The 20408-nt window shown below is 42.5% G+C and carries 17 protein-coding genes; 12 read left to right on the plus strand and 5 right to left on the minus strand.

The window, feature by feature from the left end; genetic code table 11:
• Positions 1-15: 15 nt before the first annotated feature.
• Positions 16-246 (minus strand): hypothetical protein, encoded by a 231-nt coding sequence (locus G460_RS0115170; protein WP_026956164.1) that lies wholly within the window; start codon positions 244-246, stop codon positions 16-18.
• Between the two features lie 220 nt (positions 247-466).
• Here G460_RS0115170 and G460_RS0115175 point away from each other — a divergent pair, with 220 nt between their 5' ends.
• The gene (locus G460_RS0115175; RefSeq protein WP_026956165.1) at positions 467-2257 is read left to right on the plus strand and encodes an ABC transporter ATP-binding protein; all 1791 of its coding nucleotides are present in this window, start codon (positions 467-469) and stop codon (positions 2255-2257) included.
• Positions 2258-2264: 7 nt separating this feature from the next.
• Here the strand turns inward: G460_RS0115175 and G460_RS0115180 are convergent, their stop codons facing one another.
• Positions 2265-2798 (minus strand): methyltransferase domain-containing protein, encoded by a 534-nt coding sequence (locus G460_RS0115180; RefSeq protein ID WP_342667612.1) that lies wholly within the window; start codon positions 2796-2798, stop codon positions 2265-2267.
• Between the two features lie 359 nt (positions 2799-3157).
• Here G460_RS0115180 and G460_RS0115185 point away from each other — a divergent pair, with 359 nt between their 5' ends.
• Positions 3158-4039 (plus strand): class I SAM-dependent methyltransferase, encoded by an 882-nt coding sequence (locus G460_RS0115185; RefSeq protein WP_169817519.1) that lies wholly within the window; start codon positions 3158-3160, stop codon positions 4037-4039.
• Here G460_RS0115185 and G460_RS0115190 read toward each other — a convergent pair.
• Complete coding sequence (locus G460_RS0115190) at positions 4036-4950, minus strand: universal stress protein (protein ID WP_026956168.1); 915 nt, start codon at positions 4948-4950, stop codon at positions 4036-4038. The genes G460_RS0115185 and G460_RS0115190 overlap by 4 nt on opposite strands.
• 103 nt (positions 4951-5053) lie before the next feature.
• Here G460_RS0115190 and G460_RS0115195 point away from each other — a divergent pair, with 103 nt between their 5' ends.
• The 3 genes from G460_RS0115195 to G460_RS0115205 all read left to right on the plus strand — a co-directional run bounded on the left by G460_RS0115195 (position 5054) and on the right by G460_RS0115205 (position 10740).
• On the plus strand, positions 5054-5605 hold the full coding sequence (locus G460_RS0115195; protein ID WP_026956169.1) for a 2'-5' RNA ligase family protein: 552 nt from the start codon (positions 5054-5056) through the stop codon (positions 5603-5605).
• A 491-nt stretch (positions 5606-6096) separates the two neighbouring features.
• Entirely contained in the window at positions 6097-9234 is a 3138-nt protein-coding gene (locus G460_RS0115200; RefSeq protein WP_026956170.1) for a SusC/RagA family TonB-linked outer membrane protein, read from the plus strand.
• 12 nt (positions 9235-9246) lie between these two features.
• Positions 9247-10740: a RagB/SusD family nutrient uptake outer membrane protein gene (locus G460_RS0115205; protein WP_026956171.1), complete on the plus strand. Its 1494-nt coding sequence runs from the start codon at positions 9247-9249 to the stop codon at positions 10738-10740.
• A 73-nt stretch (positions 10741-10813) separates the two neighbouring features.
• On the opposite strand, the gene G460_RS0115210 is transcribed toward G460_RS0115205, so the two are convergent.
• Positions 10814-11311 (minus strand): DUF6702 family protein, encoded by a 498-nt coding sequence (locus tag G460_RS0115210; RefSeq protein WP_026956172.1) that lies wholly within the window; start codon positions 11309-11311, stop codon positions 10814-10816.
• Positions 11312-11394: 83 nt separating this feature from the next.
• Here G460_RS0115210 and G460_RS0115215 point away from each other — a divergent pair, with 83 nt between their 5' ends.
• The 3 genes from G460_RS0115215 to G460_RS21955 all read left to right on the plus strand — a co-directional run bounded on the left by G460_RS0115215 (position 11395) and on the right by G460_RS21955 (position 15328).
• Positions 11395-11976: a HupE/UreJ family protein gene (locus tag G460_RS0115215; protein ID WP_026956173.1), complete on the plus strand. Its 582-nt coding sequence runs from the start codon at positions 11395-11397 to the stop codon at positions 11974-11976.
• Positions 11977-12086: 110 nt separating this feature from the next.
• Positions 12087-14420, plus strand: coding sequence for a M1 family metallopeptidase (locus G460_RS0115220; protein ID WP_026956174.1), 2334 nt, complete (start codon positions 12087-12089; stop codon positions 14418-14420).
• Positions 14421-14566: 146 nt separating this feature from the next.
• Complete coding sequence (locus G460_RS21955; RefSeq protein WP_051316065.1) at positions 14567-15328, plus strand: hypothetical protein; 762 nt, start codon at positions 14567-14569, stop codon at positions 15326-15328.
• On the opposite strand, the gene G460_RS0115230 is transcribed toward G460_RS21955, so the two are convergent.
• Complete coding sequence (locus G460_RS0115230) at positions 15307-16434, minus strand: amidohydrolase (RefSeq protein WP_026956175.1); 1128 nt, start codon at positions 16432-16434, stop codon at positions 15307-15309. The two genes, G460_RS21955 and G460_RS0115230, sit on opposite strands and share 22 nt — an antisense overlap.
• A 337-nt stretch (positions 16435-16771) precedes the next feature.
• Here G460_RS0115230 and G460_RS23340 point away from each other — a divergent pair, with 337 nt between their 5' ends.
• The 4 genes from G460_RS23340 to G460_RS0115255 all read left to right on the plus strand — a co-directional run bounded on the left by G460_RS23340 (position 16772) and on the right by G460_RS0115255 (position 20394).
• Positions 16772-16948, plus strand: a complete 177-nt coding sequence (locus tag G460_RS23340; RefSeq protein ID WP_169817520.1) for a hypothetical protein — start codon at positions 16772-16774, stop codon at positions 16946-16948.
• Between the two features lie 9 nt (positions 16949-16957).
• Positions 16958-17554: a pseudouridine synthase gene (locus G460_RS0115245; protein WP_026956176.1), complete on the plus strand. Its 597-nt coding sequence runs from the start codon at positions 16958-16960 to the stop codon at positions 17552-17554.
• 178 nt (positions 17555-17732) lie between these two features.
• Positions 17733-18704, plus strand: a complete 972-nt coding sequence (locus G460_RS0115250) for an AAA family ATPase (RefSeq protein WP_026956177.1) — start codon at positions 17733-17735, stop codon at positions 18702-18704.
• Between the two features lie 190 nt (positions 18705-18894).
• The gene (locus G460_RS0115255; RefSeq protein ID WP_035464496.1) at positions 18895-20394 is read left to right on the plus strand and encodes a hypothetical protein; all 1500 of its coding nucleotides are present in this window, start codon (positions 18895-18897) and stop codon (positions 20392-20394) included.
• Positions 20395-20408: the final 14 nt, after the last annotated feature.

Raw genomic sequence — 20408 nt, forward strand, 5'->3', positions numbered from 1 at the left:
TTGCCCATTCTTTCCTCACAGGAGTAGCATGAAAAACCCAATCCAAAAAATAAGGATGCCGGCATAGATGATTATTTTTCCGATAGCTTTTCCAGATTCATGCTTTTTGGAATTTTCATAGCTTTCAAACTGGACCACGCCCCCGTCTGTGGTGTGCTCAAATTCGTATTTGCGGAGCCGGTCTATTCTTTTGTAGCCTCTAAAACCTACAAAGATTCCCAATAAAATGACGATCAATCCAAACATGGCTTTTTTTAAGAAAACTAGCTGAAAGCTATCTCAGTATCCAGTGCCATTGATTAGATGTCCGGATAGAGTTATTGACCGCTTCAGTTCAGATGAAATTTGGGAGAGATTGATGGCTTTGAAAGGGCTATTCTATTTCGTAGAGGGACGTATTCTTCTTTGATTTTTGGGCTACTTTTCTACAAAAGGTCTACTTTTGCAGATTGAAGTAAGAAATAAAATGGCGAAGAAAAGAGGAACTGGTCTCGAAGAACATGAAAAGCGGAAACTAAATAAGCAGAGTTTCCAAAAACTGGGAGGGATATTTCAATTTCTCATGCCCTATAAGTGGATCTTTTTCTTGGGATTGGTTTTTTTGCTTCTGTCCTCATTGACTCTATTGACATTCCCGTATGTTGCCGGCAAGCTGATTGATACTGCTCAGGGTAAAGATTGGTTTGTGTCAGACATTAATAGTATCGCCCTGATACTGATAGGCATTTTGGCGGTGCAGAGTATCTTTTCCTTTTTTAGAGTTTGGACATTTGCCTTGGTTTCGGAGCGATCTATGAGGGATATCAGGCAAGGCCTATACAGCCGGATGCTACGCTTGCCGATGACATTCTTTGATCAGCGGAGGACCGGGGAGTTGATCTCCAGAATTACATCTGATGTAAGCTTACTTCAGGATACTTTTTCTGTTACTCTAGCAGAGCTATTTAGACAAGTGATCACCTTGATAGCCGGGATTATATTTTTATTTGTGACCACTCCGAAGCTGACCCTGTTTATGTTGGGTACATTTCCTGTGTTGGTTGTGATTGCGATGTTCTTTGGGAAGTTTATCAGAAACTTATCCAAGAAAACTCAAGATGAGCTAGCCTCAGCCAATGTGATTGTCGAAGAGACGCTTCAATCTATCAGTACAGTGAAATCTTTTGTAGGGGAGCGATTTGAATCGGATCGTTATGCTGCGGGTTTGAACAGAGTCGTTTCTATTGCATTGAAAACGGCCAAGTATCGTGGGGCATTTATTTCATTCATCATCTTTGCACTTTTCGGTGGTATTGTAGCTGTCATGTGGTACGGTGCGAGTCTAGTGGCCTCTGGCGCTATGAGTATTGGAGACTTGGTGTCGTTTGTACTCTACACGACATTTATTGGTGGGTCCATCGCAGGGCTTGGTGATATCTACAGTCAGGTGCAAAAGGCAATAGGAAGCTCAGAGCGTGTTTTGGAGATTTTGGATGAGCCTTTGGAAAAAAGTGCGGGCTACGATGCCCAGACATTGGAAGGGAAAATAGAATTTGACCAGGTTGGTTTTCACTACCCTACCCGTCCGGAAGTGGAGGTGCTCAAGCAACTTTCTTTTTATGTCAACCCTGGTGAAAAAGTGGCGCTGGCCGGACATTCAGGCGCAGGGAAGTCTACCATTATCCAGTTGCTTTTGAAGTTCTATGACGTGCAAAAAGGACAGGTCAGAGTAGATGGGCAAAAGCTGGCTGACTGGGATCTGGAAAGGCTCCGCTCTCATGTCGGTATGGTACCTCAAGAAGTGTTGCTTTTTGGTGGAAGTATCCGAGAAAATATCGCCTATGCCAAGCCTGAAGCTACTGAAGAAGAAATCATCCTAGCTGCCAAAAAGGCAAATGCATGGCAATTTATTTCGCAGTTTCCAGAGGGATTGGATACTACAGTCGGAGAGCGAGGAGTCAAGCTTTCCGGTGGTCAAAGACAGCGAGTGGCAATAGCAAGAGCTATATTGAAAGACCCTTCTATCTTGATTTTGGATGAGGCTACTTCGTCCTTAGACGCGGAATCCGAGCATCTTGTACAGGAAGCTCTGACCGAATTGATGAAGGGAAGAACCACCATCATCATCGCTCACAGGCTGGCGACTATCCGCAAGGTAGATCGGATCTATGTGTTGAGCGATGGCAAAGTAGTCGAGCAAGGCAACCACCAGGAGTTGCTTAACCAAGAGGATGGATTTTACTCCAATTTGGTCAAGTTGCAGTTTGCAGAAGATTAATCTGAAATTATAGGTTGTGGGCAGTAATGGACTTTGTCAGGCCTGCCCATTTTTCGCGGTAGATATGACAGTCCGGAAATAGGGTTTTCATTTCTTGCTCATCGAGAAGCCGTATTTCGTCCAGATATTGCTGAGCGTAAGCCGGATCCCATTTTTGAAGTCTACTGAGTCTGGTTTTGGTCAGGATGGTGAAAAGCAGAGATTTAGGCATATTCTGGGCAAATGGCAATGCGTAGTGCGCCTCGATAGGGAAATACTTATTAGGAGTCTGGACATAGTATTTTTTACCGACCCGTTGGATTTCCTGAGCCATCTTTACCTGATTTTCCCAAGTGTACAAATGCTCAATGACGGAGTTGGAAAAAACCAAATCAAATTCATTGTCCGCAAACTCTTTCATATTGGTGCCGTCCCCTGTTTTCCCGATTAGACCCTGACTATGCACTTCAAGTTCCGCCAGATTGAGCAAGGTGATTTGGACATTGGGCAGTTTGGGTAAGGAACTGTCATTCCAAAAGTAATCAGTACCACCTACGTCCAAGATTTTAATTGGCCTATCAGATTTGTAATTTTCAAAAAATAAAGATTCAAAAATTGCTAAACGTTTTTTTCTAAATTTTGCACCCAGCGAATTGGAATTGTCGGATGATGCAAACAGATCTGAAATGGAAATCATATTAGGCCTTTAGGGCTTTTTCAAACAAAATTACCGGCAAAAGTAAGAATGCTTGTGGAATGTTTACGTAATTTCGACAACTGAAATTCGAATTCCTTTTAAAAATACAATTATCGTAGTGCTATTTTAATAATGGTCCATTTAGTTTTTCGGCAGAAATCTCAAGTTTTTAATGTTTTTGTGTAGTGAGTTTGGTTTGCAAATTCTGTGGTAGTAGTGAGCTCGTGGAATTTTCGGCTCAAGAGAGGATGTTTGCTTCAGGAGAGGAGTTTCTCTATTTAGAATGTTCGTCTTGTGGATCTATTCAAATCAAAGATGTTCCGGATAATTTGAGTTCTTATTATTCAGGTTCTCAGTATTATTCTTTTGTACCTCTTGTTCGATCCGGCTCTTTGGCCAGTTTGCTTAAAAAAATCAGGTTGACGCTTTTTCTGAAACTCAAACTGTCCAAGTTTGCGCCAGAAGTTTATGGCTATTGGTTGCAGAAGGTTTGCACAAAGCTGGATGCTTCCATAGCAGATGTAGGCTGTGGGAATGGACAGTTGCTGTATGAAATGCATGCCGGTGGTTTTAAAAAATTGGTGGGATTTGATCCCTTTTTACCAGCGGGTGTCTCAATCGCAGATGGAATTGAGCTAAAAAGTACAGATTTGGCATCCAGTCAGGAGAAATTCGATTTGATCATGTACCATCATGCATTTGAGCACTTGGTAGATCCCGAACAAGAGCTGATAACATGCTATGACAAATTGAATCCCAAAGGAAGGCTTCTATTGCGTCTACCTGTCGCTGATGCGCAGGTGTGGAAGGACAAAAGAGAGCTATGGGTTCAGCTAGATGCTCCTAGACATCTAGGAATACCCAGTGTCAGCGGCTTAAAGCATTTGGCAGGGAAATGTGGGTTTGAGGTGGAAGAGGTGGAGTTTGACTCCACAGAGTTTCAGTTTTGGGGGACAGAACTTTATGAAGCTGGTTTGCCTCTGGATCTTCGCCATCGAGAGAGATTTTCTGACCTGCAAATTTTGGAGTTCAAACAAAAAGCCCTCCGGTATAACCAAGAGGGCAAGGGGGATCAAATTTGTATGTATCTCCAAAGAAAGGATTAGATGCGAAATAGAGCGTCAAAAAAGCCCATTGTTTCGCCTTTCTTTTTAAATATCAACATCGGCAGGACATTGTTTGACTTGATCAGCTTCTCGGCTGTACTACCCAATAGTATGGCAGCGGATTTTGTCCTACCTCTAGAGCCCATGATAAACATATCCACGTCTAACTTGAGAGCTTCTTTGACCAGTAGCTCTCCGATATCTCCACCCTCATCCAGGATAAATTCGCAGGTGAGCTCTGGGTGGTTGTGTTTTGCCACAAATGTCTGAAAATCCTTTCGGGCATTTTCTTTCATGATTTCCGCAAATTCCTCAAATGATTTCCCAGTTTTGGAGTAGCCATGTGGTACTTGATAGACGTGGACGGGCACTAGCTTGGCTTGTAACTGCTCGGCGATGCGCTCTCCAAAATCATAGATCATATGGTTATGATTGGAAAAATCGGTCGGGACCATGATTTTCTTAGGGAGTCCAGCAGGCCTTTTTTCTTGTAAAAGCATGACGGAGCACGGAGCTTTTTTGGCGACACCATTGGCCAAAGAGCCACTTCCTTCTAGGGTTTCCTTTCTTCCCATCACGATGAGATCGACATCTTTGATTTTGGCCCAGCGCAATACAGTGTCTAAGGGGTGATCTCCTTCCTCAGCAAATACTTCTACCTCTATGGTGTCCGGGAATGCCTTGTCTTTGATTTTATTCATCATGATGGCTTCGACAGACTCGTCGCCGGCAGCCAAGAGGTCTGGATATTCTTTTAATATTTCATCAGGAATGGCGAGACTTTTTGCTACGTGAACGAAATAGCATTTTTCTACGCCCCAGAATTTGAGGAATACGATTGTTTTTTCGATCAGAATTTCGTCCATTTCTGTCAAATCCAGACCGATCATTACTTTAGAAAAAATCTTCATGCGCTTTATTTTATTACAGCCTTTAATTTAGAATTTTGATTGAGTTATTTAAACAGTTTTTTTGTTTTTGCCCTTGGTGTATTACCCAAGGTAATTAAATGAGATGAAAAGCCTTCAGAAATATTTTGTTGCGATTTTGCCTCCTCAGGAAATTCTAAAGCAAGTGCACGAGCTGAAAAAAGAATTGAGAGAGGAGTTTGGAGTCAAGTATGCACTGAAATCTCCTCCTCATATCACTCTCAAAATGCCCTTTGTCTTAGAGGAAAAGAAAGTGGACCTTTTGAGGAGATCAGTTGAAGTTTTGATGGAGAATTCTCCTGCTTTTGAAGTGACTTTGAAGGCTGTGGATCATTTTAGAAGAAAGGTGATTTTTCTGCAGGTCATTGTGCCGGGCGATTTCACTGAAATCCAGAAAAAATTAGTTGCTCATCTGAAAAGAGAATTTCATCTCCCAATAGAGCTGAGTGACTCCAATTATCATCCGCATATGACTGTGGCATTTCAGGACATAAAAAAGGCAGACTTTGATAGCATTTATGACCGGGTGAAGAGCTACGATTACCATGCAAACTTTCTGGTGAAAGACCTTTGGCTACTTCAAAAAAATGAAGGTGTCTGGAAGCCTCTTAAATCTATGGAAATTGGAAAAAAATGAGAATGTGCATCAATTTTTGACCTAGCAACATAAAAAATACTTCTAAATAGTAAAAATCTTCACAAGAATTTAATTCGGAACTTTAAAAAAATGTTAATTATAAATTCTGCGGACACTTTTTTGATATCGGACACACGTAGAATATATTTTCGAATTATTGGTCGATTATGAGATGATACAGAATATTATATGTGTGATATGTGAAATCTCATATAATTATTTTTATTGAAGTATTCTAAGAAAACGAATAAAACTAGTGAAAAAATGTTAAAGTCAGAATTTTCAACTGAGAATGGATTGAAATCTGAAATTTCAACGTGAATTGCCCTCCCCGAACATTTTTAAACAGTATAAAAGAAAGCAATTATTAATTTTAACGGAATATAATTCTAAAATATACTTAATATCAAAAGAATACTAAGCTTGTTCGTTTTGTTTATTCACACTTCCTTAGTGGATTGAAAAATAAATCATCTACAAAATTCTAACCTATGAAGAAAGTTTTACTGGGTTTTGTGTTAACACTTCTGGTCTCTGCATCAGTATTGGCACAAAGCAAAACGATCACCGGTAGGGTGACTTCACCTGATGAGCCAGAAGGCCTGATTGGGGTGAATGTTCTGGTGAAAGGAACTACAATTGGGGTAGTGACCGATTTGGACGGTAACTATTCACTTTCAGTTCCTGAAAATGCAACGACGCTTGTATTTAGCTACATCGGCTATTCAAGTGTGGAAGAGGTGATTGGTAACAGATCCGTTATCAATATATCTATGGAGCTTGACTCTCAAAATTTGGATGAAGTGATTGTGACAGCCTATGGTACTGCAGACAAAGGAAACTTTACAGGTTCTGCTGTTGCCTTGAAAGGTGATCAAATCGCAAACAGACCGATCAACAACGTAGTTAATGCTATCGAAGGACAATCTCCTGGTGTCATCACTACTTCAGCATCTGGTCAGCCAGGATCCACTCCGGACATCCGAATTCGTGGTATTGGTTCTGTAAACTCCTCTAGTGATCCACTATATGTGGTCGATGGAGTTCCTTATGATGCAGCTATTTCTAACTTGAATCCAGATGACATCGAGGATATGACTATCTTGAAAGATGCTGCATCTGCTGCCTTGTATGGGTCTAGAGCCGCAAATGGTGTGGTAATGATTACCACCAAAAAAGGAAAGAAGAACAAGTCTAACTTCAACTTTAGAGTTCAGACTGGTACTGCTTCCAGGGCTCTTCCAGAATATGATCGCGTAAACGCTGCTCAATACTATCCATTGGTGTGGGAATCGTTGAGAAATTCTCAACTAGGCTCTGGAGCTACTCAAGCTGAAGCTGCAGCCTATGCATCTTCAAACTTGATTGACAATGTATTGGGATACAATGTATATGACCTTCCAAATGATCAGGTTGTAGGTGCTGACGGTACCTTGAACCCGAATGCAGTCAATAATTTTACTGATTTGGATTGGTTCGACTACGTAGCAGACAAAGGAGGTCGTCAAGAATACAACATGACCTACTCTGGCGGTACTGAGAATACAGATTTCTATACTTCAGTAGGCTATTTGGACGAGAAAGGTTTCGTAGTAAATTCTGATTTCCAAAGATGGACTGGTCGATTGAATGTCAATACCAATCCAGTGAAATGGTTTAAGACTGGTGTCAACCTTTCTGCTACCATGAGTGAAGGTAACAATGCTAGAACTGGCGGAAGTACTTCTTATGTAAACCCAATGTTCTTTGCTAGAAGCATGGGACCTATCTATCCTGTATATGCTCAAAACAATATGACAGGTGGATATATCTTGGATGAGTTTGGTGGTAAAATCTTCGATACAGGGGATTTGATTAACTATGGTTTGCCAAGAAGAGGTACTGGAGGTTCTCCGGGACGTCATGCTTATCAGGAAGCTTTGTTGAACGTAGACAGAGTGGACAGAGATGTGATTTCTGCGAGAGCTTACGCTGAGGTGACATTCTTGCAGCACTTTGCTTTGAGAACTAACATCTCCACGGATGTGACTTCTCTTTTGGATATTGGGTATGACAACCCGATCGTAGGTGATGGAGCTCCTGCTGGCCGTACCAACCGTACTAATGCAAGAACAAACTCAATGACATTCAACCAATTATTGACTTATACAAATACTTTCAATGAGAAGCACTTTGTTGAAGTTTTGGTAGGTCATGAGAATTACGACTACAAATACAACTACCAATATTTGGCGAAGCAAGATCAGATCTTGGATGGTAATATCGAGCCAGACAACTTTGTGACGATCAGTTCTGCCAATGGACGAGTAGACAGACATAGAATTGAGTCTTACTTGAGTAGAGTAAATTATGTATTTGATGACAAATACTCTATCTCTGGATCTTTCAGAACTGACGGTTCTTCTAAATTCTACAGAGATGTAAGATGGGGAAGCTTCTTCTCTATCGGTGGTGCTTGGAATATTGACAAAGAAAACTTCTTCGATTCTCAATTCTTCGATATGTTGAAATTGAGAGCTTCTTATGGTGAAGTAGGTAACGATGCGATTGGAGGATACTATCCTTGGCAAGCACTTTATGATCTCGGATACAACAATGCTTCTGAGCCAGGAATCCTTCAAGCATCTTTGGCTGCTGAAGACTTGCTTTGGGAATCCAATAATACCTTTGATCTAGGGTTGGACTTTGCTTTCGCAAGAAGGTTTACAGGTACTTTGGAATACTTCCAGAGAGAATCTCAAAACTTGTTGTTTGAAGTTCCATTGTCTTTGACTACTGGTCTTTCTGACAGATTGCAAAACATCGGTACTTTAGCAAACTCAGGGATTGAATTCAGCATCCAAGGTGATATTATCAAATCTGGTGATTTCAAGTGGTCTGCAAACTTCAACATCTCTACATTCAAAAACGAATTCAAAGAGCTTCCATTCGATGAGCAAATCAACGGTACTAAGAAATTGGTAGTAGGAAGATCTATCTATGACTACTGGTTGAGAGACTGGTATGGTGTAGATCCAGAAACTGGTGAAGGTCTTTATAGAGCTGAAACTTACAGCGAAGATGATGTAAATACCAAAATCATCGGTCAGGATACTGTAACTACTCAGCAGAACAACGCAAAATATCACTTTGCAGGTTCTTCTATTCCTGACTTCTTTGGTGGTTTGGCTAATACTTTCTCTTACAAAGGCTTGACTTTGAATGTATTGCTTTCCTACTCAGTAGGTGGACAAGTGTATGACGGAGTATATGCATCTTTGATGAATGCAGATCCTGACGGAAATGCACTACATGTAGATGCTATGAACAGATGGACTACTCCTGGTCAGATCACAGACGTACCAAAAATGGACGTGACTGGATCAGCTCAGACTAATGCTTCTTCAGACAGATGGTTGATTGACGGGTCATATTTGAACTTCAGGTCAGTTAACCTAAGCTATACTTTGCCTAAGACTTTGTTGGAAAGAATCAGTGTGGCAGGTGCTACAGTTTATGTAGCGGGTGAAAACCTAGGCTGGATTTCAGCTAGAAAAGGAATGTATGTGTCTGGTACTTTCAATGGTACTACTTCTAACACCTACACTCCGGCTAGAACCTTTACGGTTGGTCTAAATGTCAACCTTTAATCTTTGACTAACATGAAGAAAATATTTAAACCAATAGCTGCGCTCGCATTAGCCTTTTCTACATTTGGCTGTGCAGACGATTATTTGGATACAGTGCCTACAGATGCAGTTTCCTCAGAATCTGTATTTACCACTACCCAAAATGCAATGACCGCATTGAATGGGATTCACAGATCTCTTTTGCTTCGCTATGACTCCCAAGGTCAGGCTGGTGAAGGTGCCGTGATGATCATGAGAGAGGTATTGGCAGACGATGTCGTCATGACTACCACTGGTAACGGATGGTATGTCTCCATCAGCAGATGGCAAAACCATATCTTGGAGACGAGTGGTGATGTACGCTTTGTCTGGAGATTTTATTACAAAATCATCGGTAACGCTAACTTGATCATTGCTAATATTGATGAAGCGGATGGCCCACAAGAAGAAAAAGATGAGATCAAAGGCCAGGCTTTGGCTTATAGAGCTTGGGCTCATTTCAACTTGGTACAGTTGTTTGCAGATCGTTATGACTTTGCAGGTGGTAATTCCCAACTGGGAGTGCCAGTAGTGACTGAGCCTATCACTGAAGGTGGAGCTAGAAATACTGTAGAGGAAGTTTACACTCAAGTAAATGCTGATTTGGATGCTGCTATCGCCTTGCTAGACGAAAGCAGAAACTTCAAGTCTCATTTGAATATCAACGTAGTGAATGGCATTAAAGCTAGAGTATTGCTTACCCAAGGTAAATATGCTGAGGCGGCAACTTTTGCAAATGATGCTAGAGAAGGATATTCTTTGATGTCTGAAGCTGACCTATACGGTGGATTCAACAGCTACGATAATGCTGAGTGGATCTGGGGCTCTCATCAGGTGGATGATCAGCAGACCTACTTTGCATCTTATTTTGCTTATATGTCTTTGAACTTCTCTTCTACCAACATTAGAAACAATCCTAAAGCAATCAATAGCTCGCTTTATGACATGATTTCTGATTCTGATTATAGAAAAGGCCTTTGGGACCCTAATGCTTCTGATCCAGAGTTGAGAGACCCATACATCGACGAGATGACACTTTCTACTTTTGCAAAAATCGACTACATGAACCGCAAGTTTATTGCGCAAGGCAATGCGTCTTCTGTAGGTGATGTGCCTTACATGAGAGCTGCTGAAATGTATCTTTTGGAAGCAGAAGCACTAGCTAGATCCGGTCAAGACGGAGCAGCAGCTACTCTTTTGACAGAGTTTATGGCTGAGCGTGATCCGGAATATACTGCTTCTGGAAACACTGGTGCTGCTTTGATCGAAGAGATCATGGTTCAAAGAAGAATCGAATTGTGGGGTGAAGGTTTCAGATTCTATGATTTGAAGCGTTTGAACCTACCATTGGATAGAACTGGTGCAAACCACGTAGCTTCTGTCATCAACAATAAATTCGAAGAGCCTGCTGGTTCCAATTTGTGGACTTGGCAGATTCCAATCGATGAGTTGAATGCCAACGAAAATATGGTTCAAAATCCATCTTAAGGTTTTGGATTGATGTAAATAGAAAGTCCGGCTCATTTGAGTCGGACTTTCTTATTTCTAGCAAGTTGAGATCTTATCTCGAAAAGCTCAACGAATCTTTTTCCTTCCCTCTGCCAAGCAGCATACTTCTGGGGCTTCGGCTGTCTTTGTAGATGTGGATGATATTTTGTTGAGAGGAAAACTCATTTGTCAAAATGCGATTGGTCACCTGAATTTTACTTTTCCACTCAGCTGGTTTTGATTCCAAGTAGAACCAAGCAGCATCCTCCTCGATTTCGTAGCCCAATAGCGTCAAGGAGATTTCCTTCTCATCGAGTTTGATCTCAAAGTGGGAAAGAAGGTAGTCTGTGATTTGTTGGGTCAATTTTTCAGAATCAGTAGGGTTGAGAAAGTCGATCTTTTCATCATAGTATTCTCTCAGCCCCACTTCCAAATCATCCCAAAAGATTTTCTGGGCAATCTCTAGCCTCTGGCTATCAGGGTTTTGCCGGATCTCTGTGAGGGAGATATAAAATGGGTGCATCCATACCATCCATCCCAGAGATATCATAGAGATGTAAAACTGTTGCATTTGGTGTGCTTTGCGTGTTTATTGTGAGTATTATCCAGTATTATTGCGGCTAATTTACTTCAATTGAGGTATTTTCTTAGATTATGAATTCATTCGAACTTTATTTCCGCCTAGGGCTTCAACATATTCTGGATATCAATGGATACGACCACATTCTCTTTGTGTTGGCGCTCTGTGCGGTCTATATTCCCAGAGACTGGAGGAAAATCATCATATTAGTCACTGCTTTTACGATAGGGCATTCCCTTACTTTGGCCTTGGCTACCTTCAAAGTAGTGGAGATCAGGTCTGATATTATCGAATTCCTGATACCTGTCACTATCGCGATTACCGCATTTGTGACGATACTCAAGCCGAGACCTTCCTCTGGTAAAAATGTACAGATGAATTATCTACTCGCCTTGTTTTTTGGATTGATCCATGGATTGGGTTTTTCCAATTACCTGAGAGAATTACTGGGAAAAGAAGCCATCATTTGGAAGCCTCTGTTGGCTTTTAATTTGGGCTTGGAAGCGGGACAGCTAGTCATCGTGGGAGTCTTTCTCTTGATGACCTCCGTACTGGTGGGGATCGCAGGAGTCAATAGAAAGGAATGGACCTTGGTGGTAGCTTCCATGGTACTGGGAGTTTCCTTGATGTTGATGTTAGAAACGAAATTTTGGTAAGCTATCCTTACTCAAATAAGTAATCAGGTTCTCTTTGAGAATAGGCGCCCTAAGCCTTAAGTCAAAGGAACCTACAGAAGTGAAAGTTTTAATTATAAATTAATCACCCTATGAAAAAGACAGGACTAGCCTTTTTGCTTTTAGCCTTGTTTTCCAGCCAATCATTTGGTCAAGCGCAAAGATCAGAGCAAAACCATGCTGAGCGATTTGAGCAGCTTGGCCCGATGCTTCGTACTCCCAATGTCTATCGGACTGCTTCCGGAGCACCGGGACATATGTATTGGCAGCAGCAGGCCAATTATAAGATCGAAGTAGAGCTCGACGACACGAATCAATCCATCCAAGGAAAGGAAACGGTCTCCTATATCAACAATTCACCTGATCAATTGACTTATCTGTGGGTTCAGTTAGAAGAAAATCAAAGAGGTGCTGAATCCATGTCGCCTAAAGTGGCAGAAAGTACGGTTGATTCTCGGATGACTTTGCGCAGCTTGGAAGGGATTCTTTGGGAGAATGAAGAATTTGGCTACAAGGTGTTGAATGTCAAAGATACAGAAGGAAATGCTATCCCCGTGGCTGTCAACAATACCATGATGCGGATCGATTTGCCCCAGCCTTTGAAGGCAGGTGAGACGTTTACTTTCTCAGTGGATTGGTCTTTTAATATTACAGACCGTGTGGGGTATATCGGTGGACGCCCTGGTTATGAGTATTTTCCAGAAGATGGAAACTACCTCTATACCATGGCTGAATGGTTCCCAAGAATGGCTGTTTATTCCGATTTCGAAGGCTGGCAAAACAAACAGTTTCTCGGTAGAGGTGAATTTGCTTTGACCTTTGGAGACTATGAAGTACACATCACGGTGCCAGCGGATCATATGGTGGGAGCGACAGGAGTCTTGCAAAATCCAGAAGAGGTTCTTTCTTCCACAGAAATGGATCGCTGGAATCAGGCGAAGCAAACCTATGACAATCCAGTTGTCATTCGTACTCAGGTAGAGGCAGAGAAACTGGAGAAAAGTAAGTCAAAAGACAAAAAAACATGGGTTTTTAAGGCTGAAAACGTAAGGGACTTTGCCTGGACCTCTTCCAGAAAATTCATCTGGGATGCGATGGCGGTGAAGCAAGCCGGAAAGGACGTCATGGCCATGTCTTACTACGCCAAAGAAGCGAATCCGCTTTGGGGACAATATTCTACCCGAGTGGTAGCTCACACGATTAAGTCTTATTCTGCACATACTTTTGACTATCCCTATCCAACAGCGATCTCTGTGGAGGCAAGCAATGGGATGGAATACCCGATGATTTGCTTCAACTATGGTCGCCCAGATAAGGATGGCACCTACTCTGAAGCGATCAAAAACGGAATGATCTCCGTGATTATTCACGAAGTAGGCCACAACTTCTTCCCGATGATTGTCAATTCTGACGAAAGACAGTGGACATGGATGGACGAAGGCTTGAATACCTTTATGCAGTTTATGGCGGAGCAAGAGTGGGACAGAAACTATCCTTCCCGACGAGGTCCTGCGCATAAGATTGTTCCTTACATGAGAAGTGAAAAGAGCACCTTGGAGCCTATCATGACCAATTCTGAAAACATCATTCAGTTTGGACCAAATGCATATGCCAAGCCTGCGACTGCTTTGAATATCCTTCGTGAGACGGTAATGGGACGAGAGCTGTTTGATTTCGCTTTCAAGGAGTATGCAAGAAGATGGATGTTTAAGCATCCGACTCCGGACGATTTGTTCAGAACTTTAGAAGATGCCTCTGCGGTTGACTTGGATTGGTTTTGGAGAGGTTGGTTTTATGGTACCGAGCCAGTGGATATCGCCATCAATGATGTGAAGTGGTTCAAATTGGACAATAGAACTCCGGCTGAGAAGAAAGCTGCTGAGCAAGCCGAATTTGACTTGGAAGAATCCTATGTCTCCAAAACCTACAACAAGGAAGCTGTAGCAGAGACTGTATTGGAAAAGGATGCGGCAACCCGAGATTTCTACACGACTTACAATCCTTTCACCGTCACTCCAGAAGATGAGGATGAATACAAAAAATACATGGCCAGCCTTTCTGACAAAGAGAAAGCTTTGTTGAACTCAGATATGAATTTCTACGAAATCACTTTTGAGAATGTGGGTGGATTGGTGATGCCATTGATCATCGAGTTTCAGTATGCGGATGGAAGCTCGGAGATTGAGCGAATCCCAGCCGAGATCTGGAGACACAATGAAACTCAGGTGACCAAGATTTTCCCTAAGAAAAAAGAGGTGGTTAGCTTTGTTTTGGATCCACTGCGAGAGACTGCGGATATCGATGAGTCCAGCAACTACTGGCCGAGACAATATCAGCCAACTCGCTTTGAATTGTATAAAAATAACATGGGCGCAAGAGGAGCTTCTATGGGCTCTAATCCGATGAAAAAGGCGCAAAAGAAGTAACCTTAGATTTTATAATCTCAAGGCCCTCCATGGATTTTATCTGTGGGGGGCTTTGTTTTTTACTTTTGACAAAAAGGATGGCGGCTCCTTTGCATGATTAGAAGAGTATTCAGGATAATCAATCAACCTTAGACTCTTTAATACCAATGGAAAAGCTTGAGATTAGATTTTTGTTTTTGATATTATTTCTCACGGTGCCCCACTTAGTCAAATCCCAGTTTCGTGTCACTATGGAGTCTGGAGCCGCATTTTCGCAGTATAATGACGTTCGGGTGCCAAATGGAGAATCCAGTTCTGGGACACTTTTTTCGTTGCAAGATGATTTCTCACCAAAGCCAAGTGCTTTTTTTAGACTTGAAATGAGCTATCTGATTAAGGGTAGACATACAGTTGAGCTGACTGCCGCACCCTTGCAGCTTGGGTATGAGGATGCCCAACTTGGGGAAATTGATTTCGCAGGTACGCGATTTAGTGGAGATGGAATCGATGGAAGTTATCAATTCAATACTTATCGGGCGAGCTATCGCTACCGAGTGACTGACAATGAAAGATGGATTGTGGACCTAGGTGCTACTATTTTGGCGCGAGATGCTCGGATTGCATTGAGCCAAGGAGATGTGGAAGCAGAGGATACCGATCTGGGTTTTGTTCCATTGCTTAGCTTTAATGTCAACTATCATCCAAATGAGAAGCTTGTGCTTGTACTAAAGGGTGATGCCTTGGTAGGTCCACAAGGTAGGGCAGAGGATGTTTTTGCAGGAACTTATTATCCGATCGTGAAAGAAGGGCTTCGACTCAAAGCAGGATATCGTCTGATTGAGGGGGGAGCTGATGTGGATCAGGTATATAATTTCGCCTATATCCATTTTGCAAGTGTTGGGCTGGTCTATGATTTTCCGTTGGACTGATCTCTCATTATTCTTTCGAAAACTCGAATACCCGTCTCAATCAACTCATCCGGAAAATCATAAGTCGGTTCATGGAGTTGGGGGCAGTGCTCTCCGGCACCTAATCCGAATAAATAGGAAGGACAGTATTGGCTGAACAGTCCAAAGTCCTCCGACCAACGAAAGGGATCGGAATTTTCAACGATCTCCAATCCTAAAGATTGAAAAGCTGTCTCAGCGATTGCTGCTGCTTTTGGGTGGTTGGTAGACACAGCAAAGCTTTCCTGATAGCTGATGGCTAATTTCAACCCATGAGCTTTCGCCAAAGAATTTGCCTTTTCTTCCATTTGGGATTTCAATTTCTCCAATACATCTTGATCAAAAGCCCGGAGGGTAAGACTAAGACTGCCCGATCCAGCACTTGTCCCGAAGGCCTGACTTCCTAAAGCAATTTGGATGACTGTAGCCAAAGCAAAGCCATTTAGACCTTCGATAACAGTGGGAATGTCCAGAACTAGTTGAGAAATAGCAGAGGCAGGGTTGATCCCATGATCAGGATGAGCGGCATGGGATGTTTTTCCTTCGAAAGAATAGATGACACCAGTGCTTCCTGCTGCGAATGTTCCTTGACGAGTAATGATTTGATGTAGGGGATAGCCAGGAAGATTATGAAGTGCAAAGGCAAAGTCAGGGAGAATGAACCCAAATCTGGGATCTTTTAGAATTCGCTTTGCCCCTTCTCCAGTCTCTTCAGCTGGCTGGAAAAGCAACATCACTTCTCCGGATTCCGGCCTTTTTGCAGCTAGTTTTTCACCCAATCCACAAATGATTGCCATGTGCCCATCATGACCACAGAGATGAGCTTTTCCATTGACTTGACTTTTGTAAGACGGATTTCCCCGCTCCTTAATTGGAAGCGCATCCAATTCACAGCGAAAGAGCAAGCGATTGCCGGGCTTTTTCCCTTTGAAAGTAAAGGCCAGGCCTGTTCCGCCCAATCCTTCAATCACATCATCCGGTTCTAAGGATTTGAAAAACTCAAGGATTCGTTGGGCTGTTTGATTTTCCTCACCTGCGATTTCGGGGTTTTGATGAAGGCTGTGTCTTAGTTGGATCAGTGAATTCATGTTTTAATGTGGGACTTCCGGCACTTCTTTGCAAATGATTTGAATTCCTTTTTGTCGAGAAAGGCCAATTAGAAGTTTTCTTTTTGATCGCCTTGAATAGTGAATGACAAGCCCATAGTCTTAACTGCTGCCCGTAAATCGTACTTCGTAAATCACATGTATGCAAGTCTTCCAACTACATGATGAAAATGGATTCTTTTGTAAGTCAAATCAGGATTTTTATTTCCTTGATTTTCAGTTGGAATCATTTTTGAGTAAAATTCTTTTGAACGGTCGGGAACTTCCCCGTCTTTCTTCTTATTTTAACCCTTCACAACATCCTTAAACCATCACTTTTATGAGCGAAGTACAACTAAAAGAACTCGAAACGCAGATTGCGGAATTGAAAGGTCAGCTGACAGGTGACATGTTTGCTGATATGGACCTCAGAGACCAAATACACAATTTGGAAATGAAGCTAAAGGGCGTGAAGCCAATGGATTCTAGCATCGACTGTGTAGGTTGCGGTAGTTAAGCATCGGATTTGGCTCGTTATTTTATCATTTACAAACCCTTCGGGGTTTTAAGTCAATTCAGTGGAGAGGGGCAAACATTGGCCTCTCTTTTTCATTTCCCAAAAACGGTATATCCCGTAGGCAGATTGGATAAGGACAGTGAAGGACTGCTTTTGATCACGGATGACAAGCAGCTTAATCATCACCTGCTGAACCCACGTTTTGGACACCAACGCACCTATTTGGCACAAGTGGAAGGAGCTCCCGAGAAAGAGGATCTTCGCCAGCTTGAGAATGGGGTCGAAATCAATGTCGATGGAAAAATGTACCAAACTAAGCCTGCCATCGCCAAAATCCCAGAATCTATTCCAGAGCTGCCAGATCGAGATCCTCCCATCAGATATCGAAAGAATGTGCCGGATACCTGGGTTTCGCTGACTTTGATCGAAGGCAAAAATCGGCAAGTCAGAAAAATGACAGCAGCTGTGGGGTTTCCCACACTTCGGCTCGTGAGATGGTCCATGGAAAAGCTGACGATAGAGGGTTTTCAAGTGGGAGAAGTGCGTGAACTGGAGCAGCAGGAAGTATATAGAGCTTTGGGATTGAGTGGATTTCGTAGGAAGTAGATGAGATCTAGTTAAGGAAATTAGCCTTTACGTCTTTGCAAGAGCTATTTTTATTCTTCTTAAAAATTCCTAAAAATCCCTTTTCTACACTAAGAATACCGCTTCTAAGAATTAAGATTGTGTTGGGGATAAAATCTTCTATTTTAGTGTCCCATTCGTATTAAATATAGTTTGCTCCATGCATCAGGAAAAAATCGCAGCCGTAGTAGAGGAAGTAAGAAAGGTCGTAGTCGGACAGGACAAAATGGTCAACCGTCTCTTGATCGGGCTCTTTACCAATGGCCATATCCTACTGGAAGGTGTGCCGGGTTTGGCCAAAACTCTGACGGTCAATACGCTTGCCAAGGTTCTTCATCTTGATTTCAATAGAATTCAGTTTACCCCGGATTTGTTGCCGGCAGATTTGATCGGAACGATGATCTACAATCAGCAGACTGCCAATTTCGAAGTTAAGAAAGGCCCGATTTTCTCCAATTTGATCCTGGCTGATGAGGTCAACCGTTCTCCGGCAAAGGTTCAGTCTGCGCTTTTGGAAGCAATGCAAGAAAAGCAGGTGACGATCGGCGAGACGACTTTCAAGCTGGATAGACCCTTTTTGGTACTGGCTACACAAAACCCGGTGGATCAGGAAGGGACGTACCCGCTGCCGGAGGCTCAGGTTGATCGATTCATGATGAAAGTACACATCGACTATCCAAGCAAGGCAGATGAGATGGAGGTAATGCGACGAATGGCCAACATGTCTTTTAGCTCAGAAGTCAATGCAGTACTCTCCAAGCAAGATATTTTTGATATTCGCAATGATATCAATGCAATCAATATAGCGGAGCCCTTGGAGCAATATATCATTGAATTGGTGTTTGCAACCAGATTTCCAGAGCAGTATGGTTTGAAAAATGAAGCCAAGTATATCCAATTTGGAGTTTCACCTCGTGCGAGTATCAATTTGAACTTAGCAGCCAAGGCTGTAGCCTATATGGATGGGAGAGATTATGTCCTTCCCGAAGATATCAAAGAGATCGCCGAAGACGTGCTTAATCACAGGATAATCCTAAATTATGAAGCTGAGGCTGACAATATCAATACAAGGGATTTGGTCAAAATACTCTTGGAAAAAGTGCCGATTAATAAGTCGGTAACATTGAAATAACATTGAACTGCGGTTATTTAGGCTTTCTGAGAGGAAAGCCTTTTTTTTTGCCGAATCTGTTAATCCAATATTAAATTCGGTATCCAATATTAAAAAAACCATAATTCAGAAAATTCTCTTGGGGTGAAAAATTGAAACAGTTTTGCAGCGTCATCCAATAAATGCAAAACCAAAAACAATTAATAACTCCATGAAAAAGTTTAATTTCCTATTAACTCTTTTCGCTGCTGTCACGCTGGTATTCACCAGTTGTGATGACGATGATCCTACGCCTAACAACGGTGTGACTATCACTGGAATCCCTGCCACTGCTACTGTAGAAGTAGGAGGTACTGTCGAGGCTACGGGTTCTGTATCTGCTCCTGATGGATTGGCTCAGCTAGTCATCGCTAAGGACGGAACTACTTTGACGACTGTTCCTTTGAGCGGAACTACTGCTTCTGCTCCATTCTCTTACACTGCTACTGCTGATGATGCTGGTAAAAATGTGGTTTTCACCTTTACAGTGACTGACGTAGACGGTGATGAAGCTGTTGCTACTCACGTCTTGACTGTAGGTGCTGAAGCTACTACTATCAGACTAGAATCTAATATTACTTCTGACTATACCATGGAGTCTGGTAAGGTATACATCCTAGGAGGTCGTATCACTGTGACTTCTGGAAATAACTTGACTATCGAGCCAGGTGTAGTAGTAAAAGGTGAAGTAGGTACTGGAGCTAATGCTTCTGCCTTGATCATCGCTAGAGGAGCTACTATTATGGCAGAAGGCGAAGCTACTTCTCCAATCATCTTCACTACTGTGGCTGACGAAATCATGCCAGGTGAAATCATCTCTCCAAACTTGGATCCAGACATCTCTGGTCTTTGGGGCGGACTTTTGGTGCTAGGTAATGCAAAAGGTTCTTTCGCAGGTGATATCACCGAAACTCAAATTGAAGGTATCCCACCATCAGATACTAACGGACTTTACGGTGGATCTGCTGAAGGGGAGTCTTCTGGTACATTGAAGTACATCTCTATCCGTCACGGTGGTGCTAACATCGGTGAAGGTAATGAGATCAACGGTTTGACCCTAGGCGGTGTCGGATCTGCTACTGTCATCGAATATGTAGAAGTAATCGGTAACCAAGATGATGGTATCGAGTGGTTCGGTGGAGAAGTGAACGTAACCAATGCGATTGTATGGAATGCAGGTGACGATGCTTTGGATACAGATCAGGCTTGGTCTGGTACTTTGGACAACTTCATCGTGATCTCTGGTGGTGAAACTGACCACGCTCTTGAAATCGATGGTCCAGAAGGTTCATTCAATGCTGGTCATACGTTGAAAAACGGTTCTGTGAAAGGTAACGATGTAACTGAACTAGGAGACTTCAGAGATGGAGCTAGAGGAACTTTCTCTAACATCTACTTCTTCGGATTTGCTAATCCAGCGGATACTGAGGGTAGAGGCGATCTTTCTCTAAGCGGTGATGCTACAGTCGCCAACTTTGCTGGTGGTGCTTTGACTTTCTCTAGTCTTGAGATCACTCTTGCTGAAGGCGTTGCTTTGAGCGATGTGTTCAAAGGCGGAACTGCTGCACATGCTACTGCTGTAGCTGCTGGTGCCAATACTGTAGGTGCTGACAAAGCTGCTTTTGCAGGCTGGTCTTGGGCTGATGCAGCTGGAGAGCTAGCTGACTTCTAAGTCTCACAACTTAT

Origin of the sequence: Algoriphagus vanfongensis DSM 17529 (genome assembly GCF_000429465.1) — a bacterium.
GTDB lineage: Bacteria > Bacteroidota > Bacteroidia > Cytophagales > Cyclobacteriaceae > Algoriphagus > Algoriphagus vanfongensis.

Coding starts and splice junctions, on each gene's coding strand:
- G460_RS21955 (WP_051316065.1), top strand. CDS start 14,567: ATGGAAAAGCTTGAGATTAGATTTTTGTTTTTGATATTATTTCTCACG.
- G460_RS0115250 (WP_026956177.1), top strand. CDS start 17,733: ATGCATCAGGAAAAAATCGCAGCCGTAGTAGAGGAAGTAAGAAAGGTC.
- G460_RS0115205 (WP_026956171.1), top strand. CDS start 9,247: ATGAAGAAAATATTTAAACCAATAGCTGCGCTCGCATTAGCCTTTTCT.
- G460_RS0115175 (WP_026956165.1), top strand. CDS start 467: ATGGCGAAGAAAAGAGGAACTGGTCTCGAAGAACATGAAAAGCGGAAA.
- G460_RS0115230 (WP_026956175.1), bottom strand. CDS start 16,434: ATGAATTCACTGATCCAACTAAGACACAGCCTTCATCAAAACCCCGAA.
- G460_RS0115255 (WP_035464496.1), top strand. CDS start 18,895: ATGAAAAAGTTTAATTTCCTATTAACTCTTTTCGCTGCTGTCACGCTG.
- G460_RS0115170 (WP_026956164.1), bottom strand. CDS start 246: ATGTTTGGATTGATCGTCATTTTATTGGGAATCTTTGTAGGTTTTAGA.
- G460_RS0115200 (WP_026956170.1), top strand. CDS start 6,097: ATGAAGAAAGTTTTACTGGGTTTTGTGTTAACACTTCTGGTCTCTGCA.
- G460_RS23340 (WP_169817520.1), top strand. CDS start 16,772: ATGAGCGAAGTACAACTAAAAGAACTCGAAACGCAGATTGCGGAATTG.
- G460_RS0115190 (WP_026956168.1), bottom strand. CDS start 4,950: ATGAAGATTTTTTCTAAAGTAATGATCGGTCTGGATTTGACAGAAATG.
- G460_RS0115210 (WP_026956172.1), bottom strand. CDS start 11,311: ATGCAACAGTTTTACATCTCTATGATATCTCTGGGATGGATGGTATGG.
- G460_RS0115215 (WP_026956173.1), top strand. CDS start 11,395: ATGAATTCATTCGAACTTTATTTCCGCCTAGGGCTTCAACATATTCTG.
- G460_RS0115220 (WP_026956174.1), top strand. CDS start 12,087: ATGAAAAAGACAGGACTAGCCTTTTTGCTTTTAGCCTTGTTTTCCAGC.
- G460_RS0115195 (WP_026956169.1), top strand. CDS start 5,054: ATGAAAAGCCTTCAGAAATATTTTGTTGCGATTTTGCCTCCTCAGGAA.